Genomic DNA, 25857 nt, shown 5'->3' on the forward strand with positions numbered 1-25857 from the left:
AGCTTACTAACAATGAACGTCTCATTACTCACACCTACTACTGATTTACAAGAAGAATACTTAGATTTCTATAACGAATGGAAAGATAGCGGTGAAACAATGATTCCGTGGGTTATCTCAAAAAATCCTGCCAACTTCCCAGCTATGGTTCAAGAACTTCTCGATGCGCATAACGGAATAAATATCCCTAAAAATTGGGTACCAGACTCTACATATTGGCTTGTTACAGATGAAAATAAAATTGTGGGAGCTGTTAATATACGTCATAGTTTAACCAAACATTTATTTAACGCTGGCGGTCATATCGGTTATGGTATTCGCCCTTCTGAAAGAAGAAAAGGTTATGCTACGAAATTACTAGCATTATCATTAGAAAAAACGAAGGAATTAGACATCACGAAAGTACTTGTCGTTTGCGACGCAGTGAATACCGCTTCTGAAAAAACGATTTTACATAACGGCGGGCTTCGTGATGATGATTTCACTGAGGAAGATGGGAATATAGTAAGAAGATATTGGATTGAGCTATGAATGATCACAAATAAGCGAGAAAGTGATTATACACTTTCTCGCTTATTTTACACTGCTTCTATTTCAAACTGCACTGTAATACCACTTGGATCTACCACCACAAACCCATTTGTAGTTTCATTTATTTCATGTTGTTTTTCTATTAATCTTTCTTTCACATCGTCTAACGCTTCTTTATGCGGTAGTACAATAGCATATACCTTTAGTCCAGTTGCATATACTGGTGGGTGTGGATTGTTTACTCCGTTCCACGTATTTGCACCAATATGGTGATGATATCCCCCTGCTGAAATAAATAAGCAATCCTCTTCACGCTGTTGTACTTCAAAACCTACTGTTTCCACATAAAATTCATGTGATTTCTCTACATCAGCTATTCGTAAATGTACGTGCCCAACGACAGTATTAGCAGGCAAACCATCAAACTCATAATCAACGAGTGTTGCCAATTCTTTTAAATCAAGTGGTGTACTTCCTCCTGACCCTTCTCCCCATTGATCACGCGGACGGTCTGCATAAATTTCAATACCATTCCCCTCTAAATCTTGCAAATAAAAAGCTTCGCTATATGTATGATCACTTGCACTATTAAACCTTGAAATTGGTAAAATTTCATTTGAATATGTATAACGCCCTTCTTGCTCATCCGGGCTGTCAATTACATTCTTATTACGAAGAACCCCAAATAGCGCAGAAGCAAAAGCTTCACGAGTCGGAACTAAAAAGGCTACATGATATATACCAGTCGTACGCGGTTCTTGCAGTACCCCGTCCTCTAACTTTTCAAGAACAAGTAACGCGTTCTTTCCACCTTTTCCAGATAAATATGCTTTATTCCCCTCTTGCTTAATTACCTCTAATCCTACAACATTCTCATAAAAAGCAATTTGACGCTCTAAGTCTTTCACTTTAAATTCAACATGACCAATACGTGTTTTCGGATGAATTTGTACCATGAATAACTCCATCTCCTTATCCCTATATTTTTCCATTACATATAACCGTTACTATGAAGGATACAACTAAAATCATCCTATGTAAATAAGAAAAGTCAGAATTTACATACATTTTTATTTTCATAATAAAAAAGCCACCTTTTCTAAATTTCAGAAAAGGTGGCTTTATAACTCTTATCTCATTTTATGTACTTCAGCAACTAGCTTTCCACCCTGAATGCCCATATAAAGCTTCACAGGTGCATCATTCGTATTTTCAAATACTAAATCTAAATATGGATATGCAATTGTAGCATCTCTTCCTTGTGGAACATAACCTACCGTTTTAGAATGTGTAGTTCTCTCCACCATTTTCAGGCCAGCTTGATCTGCTGCATTGTATAAAGTTGAAGATGTTTGACAAACACCACCGCCATATCCATCTACTAATTTACCATCAACTATTTCTTTCCCTAATTGATATCCTTTATCTGGTGTTGTATCACCGATTAATGAATTAAAAGAGAAACGGTCTCCTTTTGCTAACACAACTCCGTTTATGCTCGCTGCTGACAAACGAATATTCTCAATACGGCCACCTGTTGAACCACCTAAGTTCGTTTCATATCTACCAATTACCGTACCATTTCCTTGCGCATCACTTAATGTTGCGACTGGTTTTTTCTCCACGATCGGCAACTGATACGTAGCATCCCACATACCAACGTTTAACAATTTATCTACTAATTCTTTTTCCATTAATTCATAAGAAGGTTTTCCTTCTTGCCAACTTCCATCAGGTGCTATACGTGAAGGAACCATTTTTTTGTCGACGCTTTTTCCAACCTCACCAACAACCTTTGTGACAGACTTTTTAAATTTCGCTTCATCTTCAAAATAGCCTAAACTAGATAAATCTAATTTTTTCACTTCAGTACCAGTTCGACCATCAACTAAACTAATAGTATCCTGTACTTCTGCTTTAGCCTCTACAGTGTGCCCACCAATATCACTTACAAATGCAACATCACTTACTTTTGCACCACAGCCACTCATTATAGCTACACATAACACCCCAACTAATATACCCTTTACTTTACGGAACAATATACTCTCTCCCTTTCCCCAACATCACTATTATGTATTTATTTCATTTTTATGTATGTTTTGTTACAATCATTTTACAATATGTTTATAAAATGTTACAAGTTATTTTTCACTCTATATAAATTACTCTTTTCTTTTATAAATGTCTATACATATTTACATAAAAGTTTGAGTTTGATAGAATTGTAACTTTTATGTAAACTCTCCCTTTTATCCAGTATATACCATCATACAAAAGAAATACAAATCAAAAACCCTCAAGCTATTTTTTATAAAGTGAAACTGTAATCAGTGGGGGTCTTATTGCCCAGCAAATAGCGGGATAAAGAGAAATCCCGTCAACATAAATAGGTATTTGCCGTGCCACCGCTCCGCTTTTGCACATACATTATGGTGTATTCAACCTATTTTAAAGAAATGGAGGATGTTATTATGTATCCCTACAATCCATATGATCCATATAATCAATATGCGTACCAACAACCACAGTATGACTTACAAACACAATATCAATCTTATATAGATCAAGCAGAGCACACGAATCCATACGACCAAAATAGACAATTCCAACTTCCAATCTCTTTTCCTGGCACTGGAAATCGTCAATTAGAAAGACGCGTAAATGAGCTTGAACAAAGAGTACGTCAACTAGAAAATACAGTTGAGCGCCATACACGTAGACTCAACCGCTTAAACCAACGTTTACGCACAGTAGAAAACAGACTAAACATTCCATTCGCAGCATTAGAAGACGGATTTTAATTGAAAAAATAAAAATTATATAAGGAAGGGGCTCCCCCTTCCTTATATAAATTGACGAAAGTTTTTTCCATCTCTATACTGATAAGAGTTAATGAAATGAAACAAGGTGATAAATATGGATTTTGAAATAAATTATCTTTCCTTTTATGTTGTACAAGTAGAAGGAAAAGGTGAAGCAGTTGATAAACGCTACAAACATTTTCAAACTTTAGACGCTGAAGAATATGAAGATAGTTCCTTAAAAGAATTTTTGAATGGTGAGTTATTAAAAATATCGAAGCGAAAAGTAGAACGTCATGCAAAAACAGAACAAGCCCCAACAAAAATTGGTCGCTTTATTGTAGAAGAAGGGCACGAACTTGATTCAAACCCTCATTACAACCTTTTTAATCGTATTCGCTTTGCAGAAACAAAAGAAAACTTTAAAGATATGAGCGAACCTCTCGTTTATACATATCTTGACACAAGCGCTGTACGTGGTGGTGTATTTTTAATTGCTCAGGCAAAACTACGCAAATACTTTGATGATCCATTTGTATTCGTAATGAAATGCGACTTCGAACCAAAGGTTGCTTCTATTTCTGATGAATCAACACTGATTCGTAACGTTGAAATGGCCATCACAACAAAGAATATGAAATCTATCCAATATCCGTACATGCCTGAAGAAGGGATGGCTGAAGTAGGCGAACTAAAAATACATCAAGCATCACATGCCCGCTACTTTGAAGACTTCTTAAAATTCGTCGAATATGAACGCTCTATGCCTGAAATTATGAAAACACAAGTAATGGACATGGTATACGACCAAATTGAAGATGTATTTGAAGAAGGTACGGAAGAACGCGAACAATTCGACCAAGCGATGGAAGTATGGGCTGCCAGTCCGAAACGCGAAATTATGGAACAATTTTCAACCGAAGAAGTAATGGAAGCAACCGCTCAAATCGTCGAGCATGCTCCTGAAGTGGAATTAAAACTAAAAGCCGATCATATCTCTGTGAAGGCGTTGCTTGCGGATTTCGGGGATCAAATACATATTGCGAAGGTAAATGATCGATACGTACTTATGATTGAAGCAGACACACTTACATTTGAAAAAGGCTTCTCTCCTATTGAGTTTCTGAAGCCGGATGAGCTGCAAGATGTGATTGAGCGGATTGAGAATAAGCAGCAGTATTCGTTTGATCCGAGCGGTATTGAATAAAGTGAAACTTTAATCAGTGGGGTTTTGTTCATCCCCACTAATTATTAGCCCTCACCAATCGGGCTTTTACGGGATAAATACTTCCATATAACTGTTGTTACTGGGCGCTTTTAATAAGCGCTCTTTTATTTATATTAAAAATCGATTCTACTAAGAATCGATTTTTCTGCTTTATAATAAAACATGCTTATTTTCAAATTTTTTTGATGCAAGATGACATTTGTTGCAGAATCAAATATATCCCTTCCTTGTTATACAAGCTTATTTCTATTAGAAATATCTACTTCAATATTTCTAGTTGACCAAGTCCTTCTATAAGTTGTTAAAATACAAATTTCACTTTACTACCTCAAATTTATTATACTCGTAAAAAGATAATTGAAAACGATATTCCGGATGTTCTCTCACCCAATCGTAGGCTTCTTCTAAAATTTCCATTTTGTTTTGCAAGTCATTAAGTTCACTACATTCGTCCTTTTTCTGTTTGCACAGAGGGCAGAATCCATTCACTATTTCCGCACTCGTCGCCCTAATAGTTTTACTTTCTAAATCAACTACTAGACGAAGAATAACAGAATGCTCTTCTTTTGTAGTCACCTTCATTTCAGCAATCCGATCCTCATTCCAAAAGACACCGTTTAATTCCATCTTTACTGTGACATCTTTAATATCCAAGTCTACCACTATCATACCTCCCTTATACAAAACTCAATCTTACTCTTCTATTTTAAACTTTAATACACCACAACTTAAAGAGATATTAAGTTTTTTCCAATTCTTCTTTACTATGAAAGAAAGTGTAGTTAATGCTAATTGTGTAGTAAATATTATCCAAAAAACTAAAACAGTTTAAATGTTAAAGATTGTTTCCATTAAACTACACTCTTTTCTTTATATATATTTTTATTTTATTAATACAGTTTAAAACTCTTATTACGTCTTAACACTCCCAAAGCAATTATAATGCACAATCACAACAACAAGTTGATGCCTATTTAATATCAATACGCTGTTATTACATGTATGTAGTTAGAGATGGAGGAGCAATTCATTTAACCTCTGTATTCTCCTCCACCTCAGCCAAATACCTAATCTGCCGTTCCGCTTTTCTCACTGCTGTACGAAAATGTTTTTTCAGGAGTTCTACTGTATTTTCACTTATATAATATCTTTCCGTTATACTTTCCCACGTGTCACCACTTTCAAATGTACTCCATTCAAAAGGGCGTTCTGTATTTTTCTTTAGTTCTTTAAACACCCATTTTCGCATCTTTTTTTTCGCTTTTTCTGTTAGTTTTCCGTTTTTTACAAGTTCAAGTTCACCATGTCTTTTGTATCGCTTATTAATATCTCTCTCGCTATACACTTTAAGAAGTATATTTGCTGTATTTTCAGCATCTGCTAAAGCACGGTGCTGTTTTCCTTCCCACGTTAAAGCGAGCTGTTCTACCGCAAATTGTAAACTTGGCGTATGTTCAAACAATTCCTCATATGCTTGGAAAACAAATTTTTGCAAATCAATTCTATTTTCTTTTTCTATACTTGGGCATTCAACACCATATAATGTACAATCATGAGATAGAAAGCGATAATCTTCTTTTCCCCATGAAACAAATATAGAACCTTCGCCGATGAACTGAATAAATTTCTCTATAATTTGAGGGAATTTTTCTACACCCATTAAATCTTTTTTCGTAATACCGGTTAATTTTGTTGTATGACGAGTTAATCGTGCACTTGGTTTTACTAACTCCGAAAATTCTTCAATTATCTTCATTGTACCTATTTCTATTTTTACAGCTCCGATATCAACTATTTCTGACGGATCTTCTGATTTATACGGTCTGAAATTCCTCTCAATATCAAACACAATAAAATGTGTAGCGTTTTTCAATTTATTTACCTCTTTCTAAATTCCTTTTCACACAAACACTTTATTTTCAGTATTTATTTATTCATGTACTTTATACAAAAATACTCCGAATAAATAAATGAAAATTCAGTCTCGTTATGATATGTAAGTAGGAGGACATCTATAAAAATGCAAAAAAAAAGAAGGGCGAGCCCTTCTTTTTTCAAAAATTACTTCTTGTTTACGTTAGTAGCTTGAGGTCCACGGTTACCTTGTTCTACTTCGAAAGTAACTTCTTGACCTTCTTCTAAAGTTTTGAAGCCTTCGCCTTGGATAGCTGAGAAATGAACGAATACGTCTTCTCCGCCTTCAACTTCGATGAAACCGAAACCTTTTTCTGAGTTAAACCATTTTACTTTACCGTTTTGCATGAAAAAAATCCTCCTACAATGTACCTATATGTACATATTCATTTTCAACCACCTTACAATAATAAGCCAGATATTAAAAAACTGCAACCCCTGAGGAGATTTAACATTGCTATCCTCCTCGGAAGTTACAGCTCATTTAAATCTCTATATTATTAAAAGTAAAATGGTTTAAATATACTATATCATATCAATATAATAAAAGTAAAGTTTTTTTCTTAAATTATTTTTTGTTCCCACTGCATTGCTTTTAATTCACCTGATCCGGCTACTACATAGCCATCTTTTTGATTAACAATGCGCCATCCGTGCCCTTTAACCGAATCACATACTGTAACAATACCTTCTTCAAGAAGCACACGGCACACACTACTAATACCCGCCTTATTTTGCGTTGAAGTTGTATATAAAATATGTTGATCTACACTTAAGTCTAAATAACTACTTGCTTTCTGCTCACTTTGACATGTGTGCCAATATATTTTTTCACTTGCAATACTTTCATCTATTTTACAATAAGAAATATTCCCGCTAACTCCCTTGCACGATCCACTTGCCGCTACTAAATAAGAATTGTGTAAAGTCAACGCAGAGATCATTTGATTCATCGCAATTTTAATCCTCTTTAATTTACGTGTCTTCAAATCAAAGAGCCAAACACCACCATATTTAGCATGAATTTTCGTACCAATAAATAAGTAATGTTTATATAAAAATAACGATCGAATAGACGGTGCCGCACTGCCATACTCAAGAAACGGATGAATAGTTTCCCATGTCGAACCGAAATTATTAGAAAGATACAGCATTTTTTCTCCATGAGCAACAACAGTTCCTTGTACATTGCTACATACATTCCAACTCGTTGCTTTTGTTGGAAAACGCTGAATTGTCCAATTCTCTCCACCATTCATACTACGAATAAAAATCCCTTCGTCACCTACACCATAAACTACATTATCTTCGCTATGTAAATCCCTAATTCGTTTTTGAAAACCATTTAAAATTCGTTTCCATTCTCCGTCTTGTTCAACAAATAAGCCATTATATGTAGTAGCTAACAACAGTTTTCCATCTCTTAACTTTGTAATAGCAGTTGCACTTAACATTGTCTCCACGTTGACACTCCCATTCTTAGAACTTCTCAGCAAATGCAATTGCAAAATTACTGCATTTTTCAACATCCTCTTCATCTTCTGGAGCTAATTCAATTTTCAGCCCTTCTTGTACAAGCTCTGCACCGCGTTCCACAAGACGTTCTTCAAATATCGTTACCGCTTCACAAAACAGTTCATACGCCGTATCACCCGATCCGAATACCGCTACCTTTTTCCCAGCTAAATCTATATTTTCTAAGTCATCATGAAAATCTTCCGCTTCAAATGGTAATTCACCATCGCCCCACGTATAAGATCCTAAAATGATTCCATCATAAGCTAATAATTCTTCAGCATCCATGCCTTCCATTTCTTGCAATACTACTTCATGATCAAAAGCATCTAAACTAACTTTAATTAAATCAGCAATACTCTCTGTATTTCCTGACATACTTGCATAAGCTATTAAAATCTTTGCCACTTTGGCATCCCCCTCTAACAATAAATGATTCTCATTCTCATTATATTAATAATGAGAATCAATTTCAATTATTTTTTTCTACTTTTATTTACATTTCACATTACTTATTTCAAATAAAGTGAAAGTTTAATGAGTCCTCACCAATCAAGCTTTTTCAGACAGCCCACAAAGAGCGGAATAAATAAAAAAGCACAGATGACTATACAATCATCTGTGCTTTTTTATTACTTTTTAAAAATACCAAACGGCTTTCCAACTGGTAAAACAACTTTTCCAAAGTGTGTGTTTAACACTGCTGCTGCTGAACCATAGAAAGATAATAATGAAATAAGAAGTTCAGAATATGCTGCTAAATTATGCATTGCATGCGGCATAACACCTAAAGTACTTAATGAAAGACCGATAAATAAGAAATCAATAAGGACGAAGATCATAAATAATACTTTATGTGTTTCCATTGCACCAATTGTCATAAAGATTGTGAAAATCAAATATCCGATAAAGGCTACACCAAGCTGTTTTGAATCTGCAGCTTGTGCTAATTTTTCGCCAAATACTCCAAGTTGAATTAACCAAGTCATTCCAACACCTAGCCAAAATAGACCGTACGCACCGAATGCTGTTGTACCGAATGTATTGTTATGCTTTGCATCGTGAATGCAAGCAAAGATTTGTGCGAATCCTCCTAAAAAGATTGCCCATGGTAATACAAGTGAAACGCCATCTGTTAAGCCTAACTTTTGAGATGATGCTACAAGTGTTACCATCGCTAATCCAAATAGACCAATTCCAGATGGATCCGCTGTTGTCATTTTCACATGATGTGTAGTAGTTTGATTGCTCATATAAACCTCCTGATTATAAACATACTCGAATACAATACTTAAATCAGAAGCCTATGTCAATGGTTTTTTTTGTATGTTGTCAGACGTTATATTTTATAATGACTAAATATATTTTCGACCACTTCATAAGGTTTTATATTCACTTTTTCCAACTCGTTTATCGGTAGCCATAACGGAATATAACTTCCTCTACCTTCCCACTGAAATTCCTCAGCTGTTCCGCTTCCGAACACTCCGCCTGTAATATAGGCAGCATAATAATATTCATTTCCTTTATATTTTACCTTTGCAATGAGGTGCTCCACTTTTATATGTACCCCTAATTCTTCGTATACCTCTCTTTTCATTGCTTCTTCAGGCGTTTCACCTTCCTCAATCCCTCCGCCCGGAAAAACATAATATGTTTCCTCTTCTCGAATACGTTTTATAAGAGCGATTTTTCCTTCCTGTACAATGATAGCCGCCCCGCGATTTCTTATCATTTTATTACCTCAATACAAATCGCAACTGTTCCCCACTCTTTTTCTTGTTCTTTCGTATATATTTTGTATGTACTTTCTAACATTTCCTCTAAACTATCATTTTCACAATCCAATAATTTTTTATCGATTTGTTCATACATGGCTTTAAAGCTCTCGTATCGCTTTATTTCCGTTACTTTTACCGTCATCATTTCTTTTGTCGTAAGATTCGTAAATACGATTTCATCGCCTTTGTTTATTAGTTGACGTTTTTCATCGTATAGGCGTACTTCATATACTTTTTTTCCTGATTGAATTGACTGAAACGGTTTATTATATAGACCCATTTCGTATCGCATACATCCCACTTCCTTTTGTTCATTTCACCTATTAATACAGTTCACATTACTACATCTTGCATATAATATTCCATACGTATCACTTAATTGAGAAAGGAGGCTGAAGAAGCATGTTATATTTAAATCAAAAACCTGAATATAATAAATATGATATTGGTGATTATACTTATAGTAAAGTAGGGCCAACCATTTTTTCTTGGAACGATGAAACAAAATTAAAAATAGGTAAGTTTTGTTCATTAGCAGAAGAAGTCGTTTTCATACTTGGCGGTGAACATCGCGCAGACTGGATAACAACTTATCCATTTAATGCACTTTTTGATGAAGGAGCACATATTACTGGTCACCCTTCTTCAAAAGGTGATATCGTAGTCGGCAATGATGTATGGATTGGTTATCAATCCTGCATTTTATCTGGTGTTACAATTGGTAACGGTGCCATTATTGGTGCAAAAAGTGTTGTTACAAAAGACGTCCCTCCATATGCAATTGTGGCTGGTAATCCTGCAAAATTTGTTCGATATCGTTTCCCACAAGAAACGATTGACAAACTAGAGAATCTCGCATGGTGGGACTGGGACATTTCTGTTATAAAAGGAGCCATTCCATTACTACTCTCCGACAAAATCGACGAATTTTTCACCTCACCCGAAAAAGAATCTACATGATAAATACAGAAAGAGCATCCTTTTTTCCGGATGCTCTTTCTGTATTTATTTTTTATTTATTTGCAAATGATTACACGGAGAACATTGAAAAGGAATTTTCCTTAAGCAATTAAGATTCGTTTCACAAATTTGTTCTATCGTTGGAACAAATGGAATGACAACTATGTTACTTTCTACCATTTGTGTAACAGGTGGCAATACTGTGCCTACTTGATGTTCGAAACGAATACTCGCTTGATTTATATAATTTCCTGAACCATTTGGCGCGCTCTGCACTACTACTTGGAACGAAACTGTCCGTGCTTCACCTGGATTTAAATTTCCTATAATAAAACCTGATACTGGGTTTACATTTGGCACTGGCGTATTATCAATCGTTACAGTTCCAAGGACAAATTGAACACTACTATCTAACATATCTTGAAAACGAATATTTTGTATTGCTGTATCCCCCGTATTTGTAATAACTGTCGTAAACGTAATAACATCGCCAATTGTTGCTGCCTGTAAATTTGCCGTTTTTACGACTGTCGTTGAGACATTTTGAGGAATAAACGGGATAACAACTGTATTGCTATCACCTTCAACTACTACTGGCGGCTCATTCGGATTTACAGTTGCGAGCCCATTTGCTATAGCAGTATTTGTAACTAAATTATTTATTTGTCCTCCTGTTATTACAACTTGGAAATTAATAATTGCTGCGTCATTTGGCTGAAAATCACCTAACGGAATACCGGTATTCGGATTAGCAAATGGAAGAGGTACATCATTTACCGTTACCGTGCCATTTATAAATAGCGTATTCGGATCAATGATATCTGTTAACACAATGTTGGTCACAGGAACTGTACTATCATTTATAACAGCGATTCCGTAAGTGACAACATCCCCTATCATTGCTACTTCAAAGTTTGCTCCTTTTGCAACAAATAAGATTGCAGTATTTACCGTCACTATAACTGTATTACTCGTATCCATCACTGTAACTGGCGGCTCCCCTGGTACTAAAATATATTCTGCTAACGCCCCAGCAACGTTCACTACTGTACCACCATCTGGAAAGCTCGTAATCGTAGCTTCATATGTTACAATCGCCGTCTCACCGACTGGAATGTCTACAATCGTAAATCCAACCTGCGGATTCACTCCCGGACGAGCTACTCCATTTACAGTTACACTATTTGGTACAAAAACAGCTTCCGGAGATAGGACATCGATAAATTGAATATTCATCGCATCAGCAGTACCAGTATTTAATATTCGAACCGTATACTTTACTGTTTCTCCTACTCCAACAATTGAATGATCTACTTCTTTTTGCATATCTAAACTGCCTCTATTTACTGGTGTGACTGTCGTATTACTTGAATTTGTAATTGTAGACGGAGGTTCTCCTGGAATCAATTCGAAATCACCCGTTACTCTTGCTGTATTCATAATGCTACTAGAAGGCGGAACTGCGATTATATTTACTTCAAATGTAATTAATACACTATCCCCTACTGCAAGATTAGGCAATGCAAAGCCTATAAATGGATCTAAACCTACTTGCGGAATCCCATTTATTTGTACACTTCCAAGAACGAATTCTAAACTAGGTGATGGAACATCGCTAAACTGAACGTTCGTCGCTGTTACCGTTCCCGTATTTGTAACTTGCACACTATACGTTAACGTATCTCCTAATCGTGTCGCTTCTTTATTTACAGATTTTATAACGCTGAATCGTCCTCTATTCACTCTAGTTATCGTCGTATTACTCGGCTCTGTTACTATAACCGGTGGCTCTCCTGACACTAAAGTAAAGCTTCCTGTTATATTTGCAACGTTCGTAATTGTTCCTGATGACGGTATGTTTGTAACTGTCGCTTGAAACGTCACTATAACTGTTTCACCAACTGGAATATCTCCAACTCCAAATCCAGTAATCGGATTTAAGTTTGGTTGCGGGGCTCCATTTATTGTTACACTATTTGGTAAAAATGACGCACCTGTTGAAATCGTATCAATAAACTGAACATTGTTAGCTGTTACTGTTCCTGTATTCGTTATTTGCACTGTATACGTCAATACATCTCCAACTAGAGTAGCGGCTCTATTTACTTGTTTAATAACATTAAAGCGTCCTCTATTTACAGTTGTGAGTGTTGTATTACTTGGCTGATTTACTATAACTGGTGGTTCTCCTGGTACTAAAATAAAGCTTCCAGTAACATTTGCCGTATTGGCAATTGTTCCGTTTGACGGAACGCTAACAACTGTTACTTGGAATGTGACTTCTACACTTTCACCTGGAGTTATATCGGGAAGTGAGAAGCCAGTGTTAGGGTCTAATCCAGGCTGTAACACACCGTTTATCGTTACACTATTTGGTACGAATGTTATAGAGGATGGTAATACATCACTATATTGAACATTCGTCGCTATCACTGTTCCCGTATTTTGAACTACTGTTGTATATGTGATTGTATCGCCTACTGCAACAACCGGCTGACTTACTGATTTTAAAACATTCAAACCAGATTCATTGATTTCTGTTAATGTCGTATTACTTGTCGTTGTTTCCGTAATAGGCGGTTCTGTTTCACTTACAGCAAATGTAGCTGTAACGTCTACAAAATTAACAATCGTTCCACCTTCTGGTATGCTTGTAACCACTTCCTGATATGTGACAAGTACAAAATCATCGACAGGTATATCTGGAACTGTAAAACCAATGAAAGGATTTAATCCTGGTGCTGGTACCCCGTTTATGCTCACACTTCCTGGTACAAATGCTACACCCGCGGAAGTAGTATCGATAAATTGAACATTCGTCGCTGGCACTGTTCCGAAATTAAAAATCAATACATCATACGTTAATATTTCTCCTACCGTCGCTACTTCTTTATCTACTAGTTTCAATGGAAAAATAAACGCTATATTAATTGTCGTAACGACTAAATTTGTTAATATCGTTTCCGTAATCGGTGGTTCCTGCGGATTTGGTTGTGAAGTAAATGTAACATCTGCATCATTTAATATGACTTCATTATCTGGAATTTCTGTAATCGTCACTTGGAATGTGACCTCAATACTTCCACCAGCGATTAATAATGGAGTAACTGTAAATCCTATTTCTGGATTTAATCCTGGTTGCTGCACTCCACCTATCGTTACACTATTGTCAACAAACGTCGTCCCTTCTGGAATGACATCTTGGAAGAGTACATCTGTAACAGGGATAATTCCTACATTCGTTATTAGCACTGTATACGTTAATACATCCCCGACAGCCCCAGTTGCAACATCAACTGTTTTTGTTGCTGTTACTTCACCAGGAGGAGGTAACGGTATTGTAACTACCGTTGTATTACTTGAATTCGTTGTTGTTACAGGTGGTTGTAAAGGATTCAATAAGAAAGTAGCTGTAGCAGATGCTGTATTTAATACTGCTCCACGTGTAGACGGTGCAACTACCGTAACTTGGAGCGTTACTGTCAATGATGTTCCAGCTGCAATATTAGGAAGCGGGAAACCAATATTTGGATCAAATCCAGGTTGAGGCGTTCCATTTATCGTTACACTATTTGCTACAAATGGTGTTTCTAAAGCAATTGGATCAAGGAAAGAGACATTCGTTGCTGTTACTGTACCGTTATTTCGAATGACAACAGAATACGTGTAAGTTTCTCCAAGTGCTGCTTGTTGTACAGATGAAGATTTTTGTATATTTAACTGTGCTGTGTTTACTTGCGTCACTACAAAATTACTATTTGTAACAGTCGTTATTGGAGGGTTTGCTGGATTTATAAGAAAACTTGCAGTAACGTTCGATTGGTTTCTTATATTTCCACCGCTCGGAATACTCGTCACTGTAACTTGAAACGTAATCGTAGATGTTTGCCCGACCGGAATATTTGGTACTGGGAAACCTACCATAGGATCCGCACCTTGCTGAACGACTCCATTTATCGTCACACTATTTGATACAAAGGCAGTACCAGACGGAATTGGATCTTGAAAAACAATATTCGTTGCAGGAACAGTTCCTGTATTTTGAATAAGAATCGTATACGTTAACGTATCTCCTACACCGGCTTGTGGTGTATTTACACTCTTCATTACATTAAGTGATCCTACATTCACTCGCGTCACAACAATATTACTAATCGTTACAATTGTAATTGGTGGCTGGAGAGGACTTACTTGGAAATCAGCAGTGACATTCGCATTATTCGGAAGAACTCTATTTGGTGGTATACTCGTGATTGTCACTTGAAAAGTGACCGTCACCATACCTCCTACTGGAATATTAGCAAGTGGAAATCCAGTTGTCGGGTTTAAACCTGGTTGAGGTGTCCCGTTTATTGTTACACTATTCGCTACAAAAGTGGTTCCAACTGGAATCGGATCAAGGAATGATACATTTGTCGCTGCCACCGTTCCACTATTTTGTATACGGACTGTATACGTTAACGTATCTCCTACACCGGCTTCAGTAGCACTTACACTTTTCCTTACATTTAACCCTGAAGAATTCACGACCGTCATAACAGTATTACTTGGTACTGTTACAGTAATCGGTGGCTCTGTTGGATTTACAAGGAAATCTCCAGTTACATTCGCATTATTTACGACATTATTTCCTTGGGGAATTTCATCAATTAATACTTCAAACGTAACAATAACACTGGCGCCAGTAGGTAAATCATTTAATGGGAATCCAAGTCCTGGATCTGCCCCCTCTTGTAAAACACCATTAACCAATACACTATTTTCAATAAATAATGTCCCTTGTGGAATTGAATCTTGAAAAAATACATTTGTAGCTGGTACACTACCTGCATTTATAACTTCGATTGTATATACTAAAACATCTCCTACCGTCGCAACATCTGTATTCACTGATTTCACAACTTCAAAGTTTCCTGATTGTACTGTCGTATTCACAACATTACTCGGAACATTAATTGTCACTGGTGGTTCACTCGGATTCACTTGAAAGCTTGCTGTTACATTCGCTTGATTTAAAATATCTTCATTTTCTGGATCCTGTACAATTAACACGTCAAATGTGACTACAACTGTTTGAGCCGCAGGAATATTCGGAAGAGAAAATCCTGTATTCGGATTTAGTCCACTTTGCTGTACTCCATTAATTGTTACAGAATTTGCAACAAATGAAACAGCAGAAGAAATAGGGTCTTGGAAAAATACATTTGTTAACGGAACGTTCCCTGTATTTTGGACGGCAATTGTGTATGTTAAAGTATCCCCTACTGCTGCTTGCATTGTATTCACTTCTTTTATTACATTCAAACCACCTGTATTAACTTGTGTCACAACTGTATTCGTTAGTCTATTAATTGTTATCGGTGGCTGATTTGGAATAACGACAAAATTAGCAGACACATTTCCGCGATTCGGAATCGTACCTCCTGACGGCGTAGATGTTACTCGTACTTGAAATGTAACAGTCCTACTTCCGCCAGGAGATATATTAGCTACCGTAAACCCACTCGCTGGATTTGCCCCAGGTTGTGAAACCCCGTCCACAGTCACACTATTTGCGATAAAAGTCGTTCCAATTGGGATTGGGTCTTGAAAAATAACGTTCGTTGCAAGTACATTTCCTGTATTTTGAATTGTTACCGTGTACGTAAGAACGTCGTTAACCGTTGCAAAAGCTTTATCCACTGTTTTTCTCGTTGTTATATCAGCTATATTAATTGTCGTAACTACAGTATTACTTGTCGCTTGCCCTGAAACTGGTTGTTGACCAGGCACTGGGGTAAAAGTAAATGTTGCACTTGCACGGTTTGGAATTGGATTGACAAGAGGGTTCGATGTTACTCGAACTTGAAAGCGCACTACAGTCGTTTGCGAAGCATTAATACTTCCTAGATTAATACTACTTGCTGGATTCGCTCCTGGACGTGCTACTCCATTTACCGTAACGCTATTTGCGACAAATGTTGTTCCAGCAGGGATACTATCAACAAAAATAACATTGCTCGCAGTGACATTTCCATTATTTGTGACATTAACTGTGTACGTTAATACATCATTAAGCGTTGCCGTCTGTAAATCTACAGATTTCTGCATACTTATAGTTGCTTGATTCACTGTCGTTTGTACTGTGTTTGAAGAAGACGTACTTGTAATAGGAGGACTACCAACGAAAGGACGAAATTGATATGACACCATTGCACGATTTAAAATAGGATTGGGATTCGGGAATGATGTTATTCGAACTTGAAATGTAACAATTCTTTGCGTGTTATTTGGGATTGTACCTAAATTAATTCCATTAGCAGGGTTTGCATTCGGCTGTGTTACTCCCCCTACCGTAACACTACCTGCAACAAACGTCGTTCCGTTCGGAATACTATCACGTAATACAACGTTTTCTGCACTTCCTGTTCCTGTATTTGGGACCGTAATCGTATAAGTGAGGGTATCCCCTACCCCTGCGATTGTTCTATTAACTGATTTAACAGGATTAATAATTGGACCTGTTGCATCAATTTGAACACCAAAACCAGCTGCAGCGTATCCATCTCCATTTGTAACAAATCGAACCGTTGCTGACGTTTGATTATTTACTAATGATGCAGAGGCATTTACATTCGTAATATCCCACCCTTGTCTTCGGACAGCTAAAGCTATCCCTAACGGCTGATTCAAATCTCCAAATGTCCCGGTTGTATCTAACTCTCCAATGTCATTACAAATTTGAGACTGGAAGAAATTATTCGCAGGGTTTCTCGGTCCGAATAATGCAACTGTAGCATTTGCATTCGGTCCAAAGCGAAGTTGATCTCCAACAATGTTAGAATCGCCTTCTTGAGCAGTTACGAGCACTCTTCCTGTAACAGCTCCTGTTGCCGGCGTAGCAAATCCTGAAATAGTAGCATCAACAGGCGGGGATGAAGCATCAATAATTTCTTGGCCTGCATAAACTGACAAATTCCGAAGAGGTAAACTTGCATTTTGATATACAACCTCAAGCGTCCAGCCAGCTGAACGACTGATTGTTGGATCAGCTGAAGTTCTTGCAGCGGGCACAGCACCTGTTGTATATGTGCCTGCCCCACCTGCACTAACAAGATTCGTTACATTAGCAGAGCGAGCATAATAAAACTGATTTCCTACTGAACCTTGCTGCGCGGTAGCGGGATCTGGCGTAACAGCAAACGTCCCTGATGGTGTTGTAAATGTAATATCATCATTTAAAAATGGTAAAACATCTTCCGTATCAGTCCGAAAAGTACCAGCCCAAACTAACTCTGCATATAGCACACTACTCCCCGCCGGAAGATTTAAAATTGCACTTGAAGAATTCAATTGCCATTCATCCGTCGTTCCTGCTGGGAACCCTGGTACTTGCAGCGCTGTATTTACCGTAGTAAATACAGCAAGTGTACCAAAAATATTACCTGGCGCAGGTGATGTAGGGCTAAGCCCTAACGTGTTCCCAGTGAACGTGACGGCACCAGGTACTGTTGTTGTAAAACGGTTTATAAAAGGCACACAATCATCTCATTTCATTTATAGTAAAAAGTGCTCTATACTATAAAATGTAGACAAACTATGCAATGTACGTTGTCCAACAAAATTCCGCACATACGAGAGGAGTTTATAAAACTATGCGCTACGTTATCATAACAGGAACTTCACAAGGTTTAGGTGAGGCTATTGCCACTCAATTGTTAGAAGAAAGTACAACTGTCATCTCTATTTCTAGAAGAGAAAATAGAGAACTTACTAAACTTGCAGAGCAATATAACAGCAATTGCATTTTTCATTCCTTAGATCTTCAAGATGTACATAACTTAGAAACTAACTTTAAAGAAATCATTTCATCCATTAAAGAAGACAATGTATCCTCTATTCATTTAATTAATAATGCAGGTACAGTTGCACCTATGAAGCCGATTGAAAAAGCAGAAAGTGAACAATTCATTACGAACGTTCACATTAATTTACTTGCACCTATGATTCTTACATCTACGTTTATGAAACATACGAAAGAATGGAAAGTAGATAAACGCGTTATAAATATTTCATCTGGTGCAGGAAAAAATCCTTATTTCGGATGGGGCGCTTATTGTACGACGAAAGCTGGTGTAAATATGTTTACACAATGCGTAGCAACTGAAGAAGTGGAAAAAGAGTATCCAGTAAAAATCGTCGCTTTTGCCCCCGGTGTTGTTGATACAAATATGCAAGCACAAATTCGTGAAACAAATAAAGAAGACTTCACAAATTTAGACCGCTTCATTGCATTAAAAGAAGAAGGAAAGCTATTATCACCTGAATATGTTGCGAAAGCTATTCGTAACTTACTAGAAACTGAGGAATTCCCTCAAGGCGAGGTTATTAGAATTGATGAATAACAAAAAGGCGTGCTAAAATAGCACGCCTTTTTGTTTTACTTCTCTAAAAATATGATCACAGATTCCGCAATTTGTTCATAACCAATTTCTTGATAAATTTTATTAGATGTCGGATTCGCTAAATCAGTATATAACGTAGTCGTCTGGTAGCCTTCATCTAACATACGTTGACTAAGTGCTGCTACACAATGAGATGCATACCCTTTTTTCCTTGCTTCTTTCGGCGTATATACGAAATTGACTGTTATATTATTTTTAGTTGGTCTCGTTTTTGCAGCTACAGAAACGAGTTTCCCATCCACTTCCAAACCAAACAGTCGATTTGTAGTTATTAATGTATACGCAGTTTGTTTTGCTTCTTCTTTCGTATTAGGAAGCTTTACGTCTTCACAAAATTGATATATCCACTGTTCTATTAACGGTAATTCATCATTATTTACCGCCCGGAAAAGTCCATCCGCATTACACTTCTTCTTTACTCTGTTGAGCTCATACACACCTTGTTCCATTGTAATATTCGTTTTCTTATTTTCTAATACCGCAATCTCTTCCGCTAATTTCTGTACAATTTTCTTATTACCGATCAATCCAGGAATATCCGGGTATACTTTCGTTAACTCTTTTGCAAGTTCCTCAATAGCTACTCCCGAAATTTCAGAAGTTGCAACAATGATTTGTTTCTTCTCTTCTGTTTGTAGAAATACAACCGCAATTTCTTCTCCTTGTTTCGCTATCCCCATAAATATCGGTTCTTGGACCATTTGTAATACACCTAATATGAGATTGTTTTCCTGCTCATTCTTTTCTAGAAATAGTGTAACATCTTCTTTAAAATGAAGAATCTCTTCATATACATGTAATTGAATCATCGACAATCTCTTCTCTCTATTTATATTTTAATTAAATATTGGCGATTAATTCATTAAATCCTTCTTTTACAATTCTATAATATTAGAAACTAATATATTCAAATCATTTTCAGTTTGTAAAATCCTCTGTTTTTCCTTTTCAAATACATCTTCTTCTTTTCGAAATGACTCTTTTCGATTTTGAATCATACGATTCATTTCTTTTTTACTCGGTCCACCGTATACATTTCTTTTTTGAATAAAAGCTTCTGGCGATATAATTTCTTTCCACTCTTTTTCTAATAAATTTATTTTAAAATGTTCTTGCAAGTACATATTTACCTCTTTGAAGTGTAATTCATGTAGTTCTTTTTTCTGTTCCAATGACATATTTGCAATAGCACTTGCTGCATGATGAGCGTGCCGAAATGGAATTTCATAGTTTTTTGTTAAAACATCGGCGAAATCCGTTATCGTTATTGCATGTTTATATGAACGACTTTTTAACGTTTCTTCTTCTACTTTCATCGTTCGGATCACTGCATTCATCATACAAAAAACACGAATTGCCTTTTCAATCCCTTTATATAAATATGGCTGCAAGTCATCTTCCGTATCGACAATATCACCAAATGGTGTATTATGAATCATTTGAAATACTGTAAATGCTTCTCCTAAAGCACTACTCGTAATTGCACGAGCGTGCTCAATTGAAACCGGATTTCGTTTTTGCGGCATAATACTACTGATTTGTACATATGGCTTTGCAACAGTAATACCGTCATATTCTTTCGTTGCTAACAACAAAAAGTCATGAATCCATCTACTCGTATTCGTCATCATTACCATAAGTAGCGAGCTAACTTCTAATAAATAATCCGCTCCAGCAACAGCATCATATGAGTTCTCAATTACATTTGCAAATCCAAGTAGATGAGCAACTCGTTCTCGTTTAATCGGGAAACCTGTTGTAGAGAGTGCAGCCGCCCCCATTGGAGACTGATTTAAAAGCTGGTACGTTTTTTTCATTCGTTCTAAATCTCTTTGCATCGTATCATAAATTGCTAACGTATAATGACCAAATGTTGTTGGCTGTGCCGGTTGTGTATGTGTATAAGCTGGCATGATTGTTTCCTTATAATCAGCAGCAAGTTGTAGTACACTTTCTTGCAATAACAAATGATGTTCCATTAATCGTAATACATATCGCCTTAAACTCATGCGATACATCGTTACACCCATATCATTTCTACTTCTACCAATATGCATATTACTTACAAAATCGCATTTCGCTTCTTGAGAAATTAAATGTTCGACTAAAAAAAAGAGATCTTCATGCTGCTCTGTATAGAGCAATTGCTCTTCTGGAATTCCCTCTACCTTTTTTAATGCGTGTAATATAACTTTAGCTTCTTCCTTTTTCATTAAATTTTCTTCCGTCAGCATCGCAATATGTGCTTTATGCACTTGAAACATATCTTTCAATAAGTAATTTCGTTGAAAATTAAATACATGTTGTAATACACAATCCACATATGTTTTTCCAGGGAAATCAGCGCCTTCACTCTTTATAAACTCTTCTTTACTCTGTTTCATCACCTTTTCCCCTCTCACCTAAGTATTACTACCCATCATACCCAGAGATAGAAAAAAAGTGCTTGTACATAAAAATAAACTCGGTGCTCTCTGCACCGAGTTTATTTAATAAAAGTCGCATCATACTTATCACTTTGCAACACTTGGAAATGTAAGTTTGCTAAATGTTTCCGTATTTCTGCACTATCGTCTTCATTTAAATTATTCGCCAAAAACACAATCTCCGTACAGTTTCCACGTTTATCCATAGCGTAAACTGCTTTTGTAACCGTCCAAGGTGTGTAACCATTCTTTTGCCCAGCATGTCTGAATGTTTTACGGTATTTTTTGGCACTCATGTCTGTTTCAACGATATTTGCCCACACTTTTTCTTCAGCCTCTGTCAAGCCACCTTTATGGTTTGCCTTTTGAAGTAATACCATATAATCATTTGCAGAAGCTGCTGGTAATCTATCTGACCAAATTTTGTCGTAACGTTCCTCTAAATAAAGCGGAATTTCCTTCTGTAATAATGGTCCCTTCTTCTTTAAGCGTTCATGAATAACCATCGCATATTCACGATATTGCTCTTGAGACATTTCTTTTAACTTTTTCTCTATTTTATATTTTGGAACATGTAATTCTTTATGCAAATATCCCGGAATATACAAAGATGAAACGATTGGAAATAGTGGTTGATGTGCAGGAAGTGATAAACTTTGTAAATTTCGATTGATGTTATCTAATCCTAACAATTCCATTAAGTATTCAGCATTTGCATTCGAACTAAACTTAACCATTCCTTTTGCCACTTCTTCTAAAGAAACCGCTCCTTCAGTTATCTTGCCCGTCTTCTCCAAATACCTTTGCCATCTATCTTGTGCACCACCATCTGTATTCGGTACATAATAGCGATTCACATCATTAATCGATACGAAACTAGACGAATCAATTTTCCCTTCAGTAACTTGTTTCGTATATTCAAGCGCCACAATTAATTTCATCGTACTAGCAACTGGCAATACAACATTTGGGTTTACAGAATAGACAACTTTATCATTTCTCTTTACTAGAAGCGCACTATTTTTTTCATCTTTATGTTCTTCAATAAAAGATGCAATATACTGTGCATCATCATTATTTGAACTCCACACTTTTTTCACTAAAAAGTTACCCGATATTAGCAAAACGAAAATACCCACAACCACTGCGCATACTATAGTTTTTTTCAAGTAAAATTCCTCTCCTATTGTGTAACTCTTCTCTCTATCTTTAAAAAACAAAATAATGGAGATGGTTATTTAAATAACCATCTCCATTATTTTAACTTGTATACTCCTATTATGTCTACGTCATGATTTTCACAAAATCCTCAAGGAATTTTTTATAATGTAATGACCAACCAATTCGCACCCAATTTTTTAATGCTTTTGCATCAGGTTGAGGACGGAAATCTGCAATACTTTCTCCTTTTGCTATTCCCACTGTATCTACATCGACACGGCGATACACATAATCCAATATTGAAGGATTTGCGGCAACCATCATTGTAACGACGTCATGTACTGGACTTCCTTTTATTTTCGGATTTAATTTTCTATAAGCTTTATAATAATACGTAAAAATCGGTTCAATTAATTTATTAAAACTTGTTTTAGAATGTTTCGTAATATACTTTACCATTTCCGGCGTAATAATAGCTTCAGATGTAACATTGAGCGGCACCAGTGTCACATTCTTGGCATTTTGCATGACTAATTGCGACGCAATCGGATCACCATGAAAATTCGCCTCTGCGACTGGTGTAACATTGCCTGGCATTAAGAAAGCACCCCCCATTATATAATATTCTTTTACATACTTCATCATTGGCTTTTCTAAAATAAATGCTGTCGCTAATGTTGTTGATCTACCAGCATCGACTATTATTAATTCTCCTTTATATTTTTCAAGAATGTCAAAAAACTCACAAAAAGGCTTTATATTTGGAGAAAGATTTTTCGGTGGTCGAATTGGTCCTAAACCTTCCGCCCCATGAATTTCTGGATAATACGTTGTAATATCTCCAGATAAAGGGATTTTCGCACCATTAATAACAGGTATATCTTCCCTACCTGCTAACTGTAATAAATATGCCGCATTACTTGTCGCCTTTTCTTGCGTTACATTTCCATATCCTGTAACTACACCAACAATATCAATATCAGGATGCAACAATCCATACATAATTGCTAAAGAGTCATCAATTCCTGGGTCTCCTAAAAATAATACTTTTTTCATCGACCTCAACTCCATCCCCTCAGTTGTTATTAATTTATGAATAACCGTGGATATACAGAATAAAAAATGAACAAATTCACACAAAAAAACGCAGTCTTATAAGGACTACGTTCTTCAGCTAACCTATACTGTTTTTTTTACAGCACTCATACTTCCAATGATGTAAGCGATAAACGCAAAACAAATCGGGAAGACAACTGTATGTATACCGAACGGATTTGGATAGAAAAGATGAATACACATATATGAGCCTACCCCAACTAAAATAGACGCAAGCGCTCCTGTAGCATTTCCTTTCCTCCAATATAACCCTAATACGATTGGCCAAATGAATGCAGCTTCTAATCCACCGAAAGAAAATAAATTTAGCCATATTAAAAAATCTGGTGGTTTAATTGCCGCTGCATAAACGAGTAGTCCTACAATACCAGTAATCCACAAACTTCCTTTTTTTATCGTACTGTCTGCTGCATCTTTATTTATGTAATTTACGTATATATCTTTAATAATTGACGAGCTTACAAGTAATAATAAAGAATTTACTGTAGACATAATCGCTGCCATCGGTGCAGCTAAGAAAACTCCAGCTAACCAAGGTGGCAACACTTCCATCGCAAGTAGCGGCATTACTTTATCTGGTACCGTTATACCTGGAAGTACTACTCTTGCAAATACACCCGTTAAATGCATACCGATCATAATTGTACCTACAACAATCGTCCCAATTATTAACGCTTGATGCATCGCTTTTGAATTTTTATAAGACATGGCACGCACGCTAATTTGCGGCAAACCAACAACGCCAATTCCAATTAAAATCCAAAATGATGTAACATATGATTTCGTTAAACTGCCATCTGCTCCGAATGGTGTAATTAACTTTGGATTAATTTGAACAAGTTCCTGCATAATCTTTTCAATTCCACCACCAGCAATGACAGTAGCAATTAAAATGATTGTTGTTCCAACTAACATAATGATTCCTAATAATGTATCTGATAGAGCAACTGCACGAAATCCACCAATTAATACGTACACAAGTACAGAAAAAGTAAATAAAAATAGTGCTGTTGTATACGATAGCCCCGTTAGTGACTCGATTAATCGTCCACCACCGACCCACTGGGCTACTGTCGCTGAAAATAAAAAGATAATAATACATAACGCAGAAAGTATAACAACTGCTTTATTATTGTATCTCCCTTTTAAATAATCGATAAGAGTAATTGCTTCCATCTTCCTAGCGATAATTGCAAACTTTTTACCGATAACCGTTAAAACGATATACCCTGTTACAACTTGAATCGCAGATAACAGTACCCATCCAAGACCCATATTGTAAGCAATACCAGGGCCACCAATAAAGCTACTTGCACTACCGTACGTAGCAATCATTGTCATCGCTAATAATAAACCGCCTAGCTCACGCCCACCAAGAAAATATTCTTGCAAAAATTTATTATGAGCAGTTGCTTGCACGCGTCTTGAAGCATATACACCAATTAAAAATACAACGATAAACGAAATTATCATTGGAATGATTACATACCAATTCATCTATTATTCCTCACTTTTTTCTTCCTCATCGAGTGAAATATCTTGAAATACAAAACGAACAACTAAACTAAGTAAAATAACCATAACGATAAATCCAACGATACAGCTATAAAAAAACCATGCGGGAAAACCTAATACATATGTATATTCATTCGGATTTTTACTACCAAGCCCATAAGCAAATCCATACCAAATTATAAAATTAATAATAGCAAGTCCAAGACCAATTAACGCTTCTCTATGGGCTATTCGAAAGCGTGGATCATCATGATAATCTTTCATTTTTCCCCCTCCTCTCACGATGTATTATTGTACCATTGTTCTTCTAGTTTTTCCTACTAGAAAGCAAAAACAAGCAGGATTTTTTATAATCATATAGAAGCTTCTCTTACATTACATATTTTTTACAATTGTAACACAAATGAAATTTGAATTTTCAGTATTTATTAATTATGATTTTAATTAGAGGCTTTCCATCTA

Annotated in this window: 22 protein-coding genes; 5 read left to right on the top strand and 17 right to left on the bottom strand. The window is 36.2% G+C overall.

Features of this window, described 5'->3' with window-relative positions; genetic code table 11:
* Positions 1-12 precede the first annotated feature (12 nt).
* The gene (locus NST27_RS17255; RefSeq protein ID WP_001103124.1) at positions 13-531 is read left to right on the top strand and encodes a GNAT family N-acetyltransferase; all 519 of its coding nucleotides are present in this window, start codon (positions 13-15) and stop codon (positions 529-531) included.
* 47 nt (positions 532-578) lie between these two features.
* Here NST27_RS17255 and NST27_RS17260 read toward each other — a convergent pair whose 3' ends face one another.
* On the bottom strand, positions 579-1487 hold the full coding sequence (locus NST27_RS17260; protein WP_000249876.1) for a VOC family protein: 909 nt from the start codon (positions 1485-1487) through the stop codon (positions 579-581).
* A 174-nt stretch (positions 1488-1661) separates the two neighbouring features.
* The gene (locus NST27_RS17265; RefSeq protein WP_000488969.1) at positions 1662-2573 is read right to left on the bottom strand and encodes a VanW family protein; all 912 of its coding nucleotides are present in this window, start codon (positions 2571-2573) and stop codon (positions 1662-1664) included.
* Between the two features lie 432 nt (positions 2574-3005).
* Here NST27_RS17265 and NST27_RS17270 point away from each other — a divergent pair, with 432 nt between their 5' ends.
* Complete coding sequence (locus tag NST27_RS17270; RefSeq protein ID WP_000283715.1) at positions 3006-3335, top strand: hypothetical protein; 330 nt, start codon at positions 3006-3008, stop codon at positions 3333-3335.
* Between the two features lie 115 nt (positions 3336-3450).
* A complete protein-coding gene (locus NST27_RS17275) occupies positions 3451-4542 on the top strand; it encodes a DUF3900 domain-containing protein (protein ID WP_000345039.1) in 1092 nt (363 codons plus the stop codon).
* A gap of 336 nt (positions 4543-4878) precedes the next feature.
* Here the strand turns inward: NST27_RS17275 and NST27_RS17280 are convergent, their stop codons facing one another.
* From NST27_RS17280 to NST27_RS17315, 8 genes are all read right to left on the bottom strand, one after another.
* A complete protein-coding gene (locus NST27_RS17280) occupies positions 4879-5226 on the bottom strand; it encodes a hypothetical protein (RefSeq protein ID WP_000227982.1) in 348 nt (115 codons plus the stop codon).
* A 364-nt stretch (positions 5227-5590) separates the two neighbouring features.
* Positions 5591-6436: an exonuclease gene (locus tag NST27_RS17285; RefSeq protein ID WP_000786418.1), complete on the bottom strand. Its 846-nt coding sequence runs from the start codon at positions 6434-6436 to the stop codon at positions 5591-5593.
* A 188-nt stretch (positions 6437-6624) separates the two neighbouring features.
* Positions 6625-6825 (bottom strand): cold shock-like protein CspB, encoded by a 201-nt coding sequence (gene cspB, locus NST27_RS17290; protein WP_001179150.1) that lies wholly within the window; start codon positions 6823-6825, stop codon positions 6625-6627.
* 215 nt (positions 6826-7040) lie between these two features.
* The gene (locus NST27_RS17295; RefSeq protein WP_000449493.1) at positions 7041-7940 is read right to left on the bottom strand and encodes a WD40/YVTN/BNR-like repeat-containing protein; all 900 of its coding nucleotides are present in this window, start codon (positions 7938-7940) and stop codon (positions 7041-7043) included.
* A 16-nt stretch (positions 7941-7956) separates the two neighbouring features.
* Positions 7957-8400, bottom strand: a complete 444-nt coding sequence (locus tag NST27_RS17300) for a flavodoxin (protein ID WP_001062752.1) — start codon at positions 8398-8400, stop codon at positions 7957-7959.
* 224 nt (positions 8401-8624) lie between these two features.
* A complete protein-coding gene (locus tag NST27_RS17305; protein ID WP_000070938.1) occupies positions 8625-9245 on the bottom strand; it encodes an acetate uptake transporter in 621 nt (206 codons plus the stop codon).
* An 86-nt stretch (positions 9246-9331) separates the two neighbouring features.
* Positions 9332-9727, bottom strand: a complete 396-nt coding sequence (locus NST27_RS17310; RefSeq protein WP_000620827.1) for an NUDIX hydrolase — start codon at positions 9725-9727, stop codon at positions 9332-9334.
* Entirely contained in the window at positions 9724-10065 is a 342-nt protein-coding gene (locus NST27_RS17315; RefSeq protein WP_001268347.1) for an ASCH domain-containing protein, read from the bottom strand. The genes NST27_RS17310 and NST27_RS17315 overlap by 4 nt, the downstream gene beginning before the upstream one ends.
* A gap of 110 nt (positions 10066-10175) precedes the next feature.
* Between NST27_RS17315 and NST27_RS17320 the strand changes: the two genes are divergently transcribed.
* The gene (locus tag NST27_RS17320) at positions 10176-10733 is read left to right on the top strand and encodes a CatB-related O-acetyltransferase (RefSeq protein ID WP_000966304.1); all 558 of its coding nucleotides are present in this window, start codon (positions 10176-10178) and stop codon (positions 10731-10733) included.
* Positions 10734-10778: 45 nt separating this feature from the next.
* Here the strand turns inward: NST27_RS17320 and NST27_RS17325 are convergent, their stop codons facing one another.
* On the bottom strand, positions 10779-18251 hold the full coding sequence (locus tag NST27_RS17325; protein WP_047386596.1) for a DUF7507 domain-containing protein: 7473 nt from the start codon (positions 18249-18251) through the stop codon (positions 10779-10781).
* A 116-nt stretch (positions 18252-18367) separates the two neighbouring features.
* Between NST27_RS17325 and NST27_RS17330 the strand changes: the two genes are divergently transcribed.
* Entirely contained in the window at positions 18368-19117 is a 750-nt protein-coding gene (locus NST27_RS17330; protein WP_001271050.1) for a (S)-benzoin forming benzil reductase, read from the top strand.
* 35 nt (positions 19118-19152) lie between these two features.
* On the opposite strand, the gene NST27_RS17335 is transcribed toward NST27_RS17330, so the two are convergent.
* The 6 genes from NST27_RS17335 to NST27_RS17360 form a co-directional block, all read right to left on the bottom strand.
* Entirely contained in the window at positions 19153-19986 is an 834-nt protein-coding gene (locus NST27_RS17335; protein WP_000615387.1) for a GNAT family N-acetyltransferase, read from the bottom strand.
* A 66-nt stretch (positions 19987-20052) separates the two neighbouring features.
* Entirely contained in the window at positions 20053-21561 is a 1509-nt protein-coding gene (argH, locus tag NST27_RS17340) for an argininosuccinate lyase (protein ID WP_000813991.1), read from the bottom strand.
* A 101-nt stretch (positions 21562-21662) separates the two neighbouring features.
* Complete coding sequence (locus NST27_RS17345) at positions 21663-22772, bottom strand: serine hydrolase (RefSeq protein ID WP_000751377.1); 1110 nt, start codon at positions 22770-22772, stop codon at positions 21663-21665.
* 115 nt (positions 22773-22887) lie between these two features.
* Positions 22888-23835, bottom strand: a complete 948-nt coding sequence (locus tag NST27_RS17350) for a nucleoside hydrolase (RefSeq protein WP_080451403.1) — start codon at positions 23833-23835, stop codon at positions 22888-22890.
* A gap of 108 nt (positions 23836-23943) precedes the next feature.
* Complete coding sequence (gene panF / locus NST27_RS17355; RefSeq protein ID WP_001104815.1) at positions 23944-25377, bottom strand: sodium/pantothenate symporter; 1434 nt, start codon at positions 25375-25377, stop codon at positions 23944-23946.
* Positions 25378-25380: 3 nt separating this feature from the next.
* Complete coding sequence (locus NST27_RS17360) at positions 25381-25659, bottom strand: YhdT family protein (RefSeq protein ID WP_000656239.1); 279 nt, start codon at positions 25657-25659, stop codon at positions 25381-25383.
* Positions 25660-25857 lie beyond the last annotated feature (198 nt).

The sequence above is a fragment of the Bacillus sp. FSL W8-0770 genome (assembly GCF_038008705.1).
Classification (GTDB): Bacteria; Bacillota; Bacilli; order Bacillales; family Bacillaceae_G; genus Bacillus_A; species Bacillus_A cereus.

What these genes read in the sequence shown, in the direction of transcription:
- NST27_RS17255 (WP_001103124.1), top strand. Translation starts at nt 13, where the DNA reads ATGAACGTCTCATTACTCACACCTACTACTGATTTACAAGAAGAATAC.
- NST27_RS17260 (WP_000249876.1), bottom strand. Translation starts at nt 1,487, where the DNA reads ATGGTACAAATTCATCCGAAAACACGTATTGGTCATGTTGAATTTAAA.
- NST27_RS17270 (WP_000283715.1), top strand. Translation starts at nt 3,006, where the DNA reads ATGTATCCCTACAATCCATATGATCCATATAATCAATATGCGTACCAA.
- NST27_RS17275 (WP_000345039.1), top strand. Translation starts at nt 3,451, where the DNA reads ATGGATTTTGAAATAAATTATCTTTCCTTTTATGTTGTACAAGTAGAA.
- cspB (WP_001179150.1), bottom strand. Translation starts at nt 6,825, where the DNA reads ATGCAAAACGGTAAAGTAAAATGGTTTAACTCAGAAAAAGGTTTCGGT.
- NST27_RS17305 (WP_000070938.1), bottom strand. Translation starts at nt 9,245, where the DNA reads ATGAGCAATCAAACTACTACACATCATGTGAAAATGACAACAGCGGAT.
- NST27_RS17310 (WP_000620827.1), bottom strand. Translation starts at nt 9,727, where the DNA reads ATGATAAGAAATCGCGGGGCGGCTATCATTGTACAGGAAGGAAAAATC.
- NST27_RS17315 (WP_001268347.1), bottom strand. Translation starts at nt 10,065, where the DNA reads ATGCGATACGAAATGGGTCTATATAATAAACCGTTTCAGTCAATTCAA.
- NST27_RS17320 (WP_000966304.1), top strand. Translation starts at nt 10,176, where the DNA reads ATGTTATATTTAAATCAAAAACCTGAATATAATAAATATGATATTGGT.
- NST27_RS17330 (WP_001271050.1), top strand. Translation starts at nt 18,368, where the DNA reads ATGCGCTACGTTATCATAACAGGAACTTCACAAGGTTTAGGTGAGGCT.
- NST27_RS17335 (WP_000615387.1), bottom strand. Translation starts at nt 19,986, where the DNA reads ATGATTCAATTACATGTATATGAAGAGATTCTTCATTTTAAAGAAGAT.
- argH (WP_000813991.1), bottom strand. Translation starts at nt 21,561, where the DNA reads ATGAAACAGAGTAAAGAAGAGTTTATAAAGAGTGAAGGCGCTGATTTC.
- NST27_RS17350 (WP_080451403.1), bottom strand. Translation starts at nt 23,835, where the DNA reads ATGGAGTTGAGGTCGATGAAAAAAGTATTATTTTTAGGAGACCCAGGA.
- panF (WP_001104815.1), bottom strand. Translation starts at nt 25,377, where the DNA reads ATGAATTGGTATGTAATCATTCCAATGATAATTTCGTTTATCGTTGTA.
- NST27_RS17360 (WP_000656239.1), bottom strand. Translation starts at nt 25,659, where the DNA reads ATGAAAGATTATCATGATGATCCACGCTTTCGAATAGCCCATAGAGAA.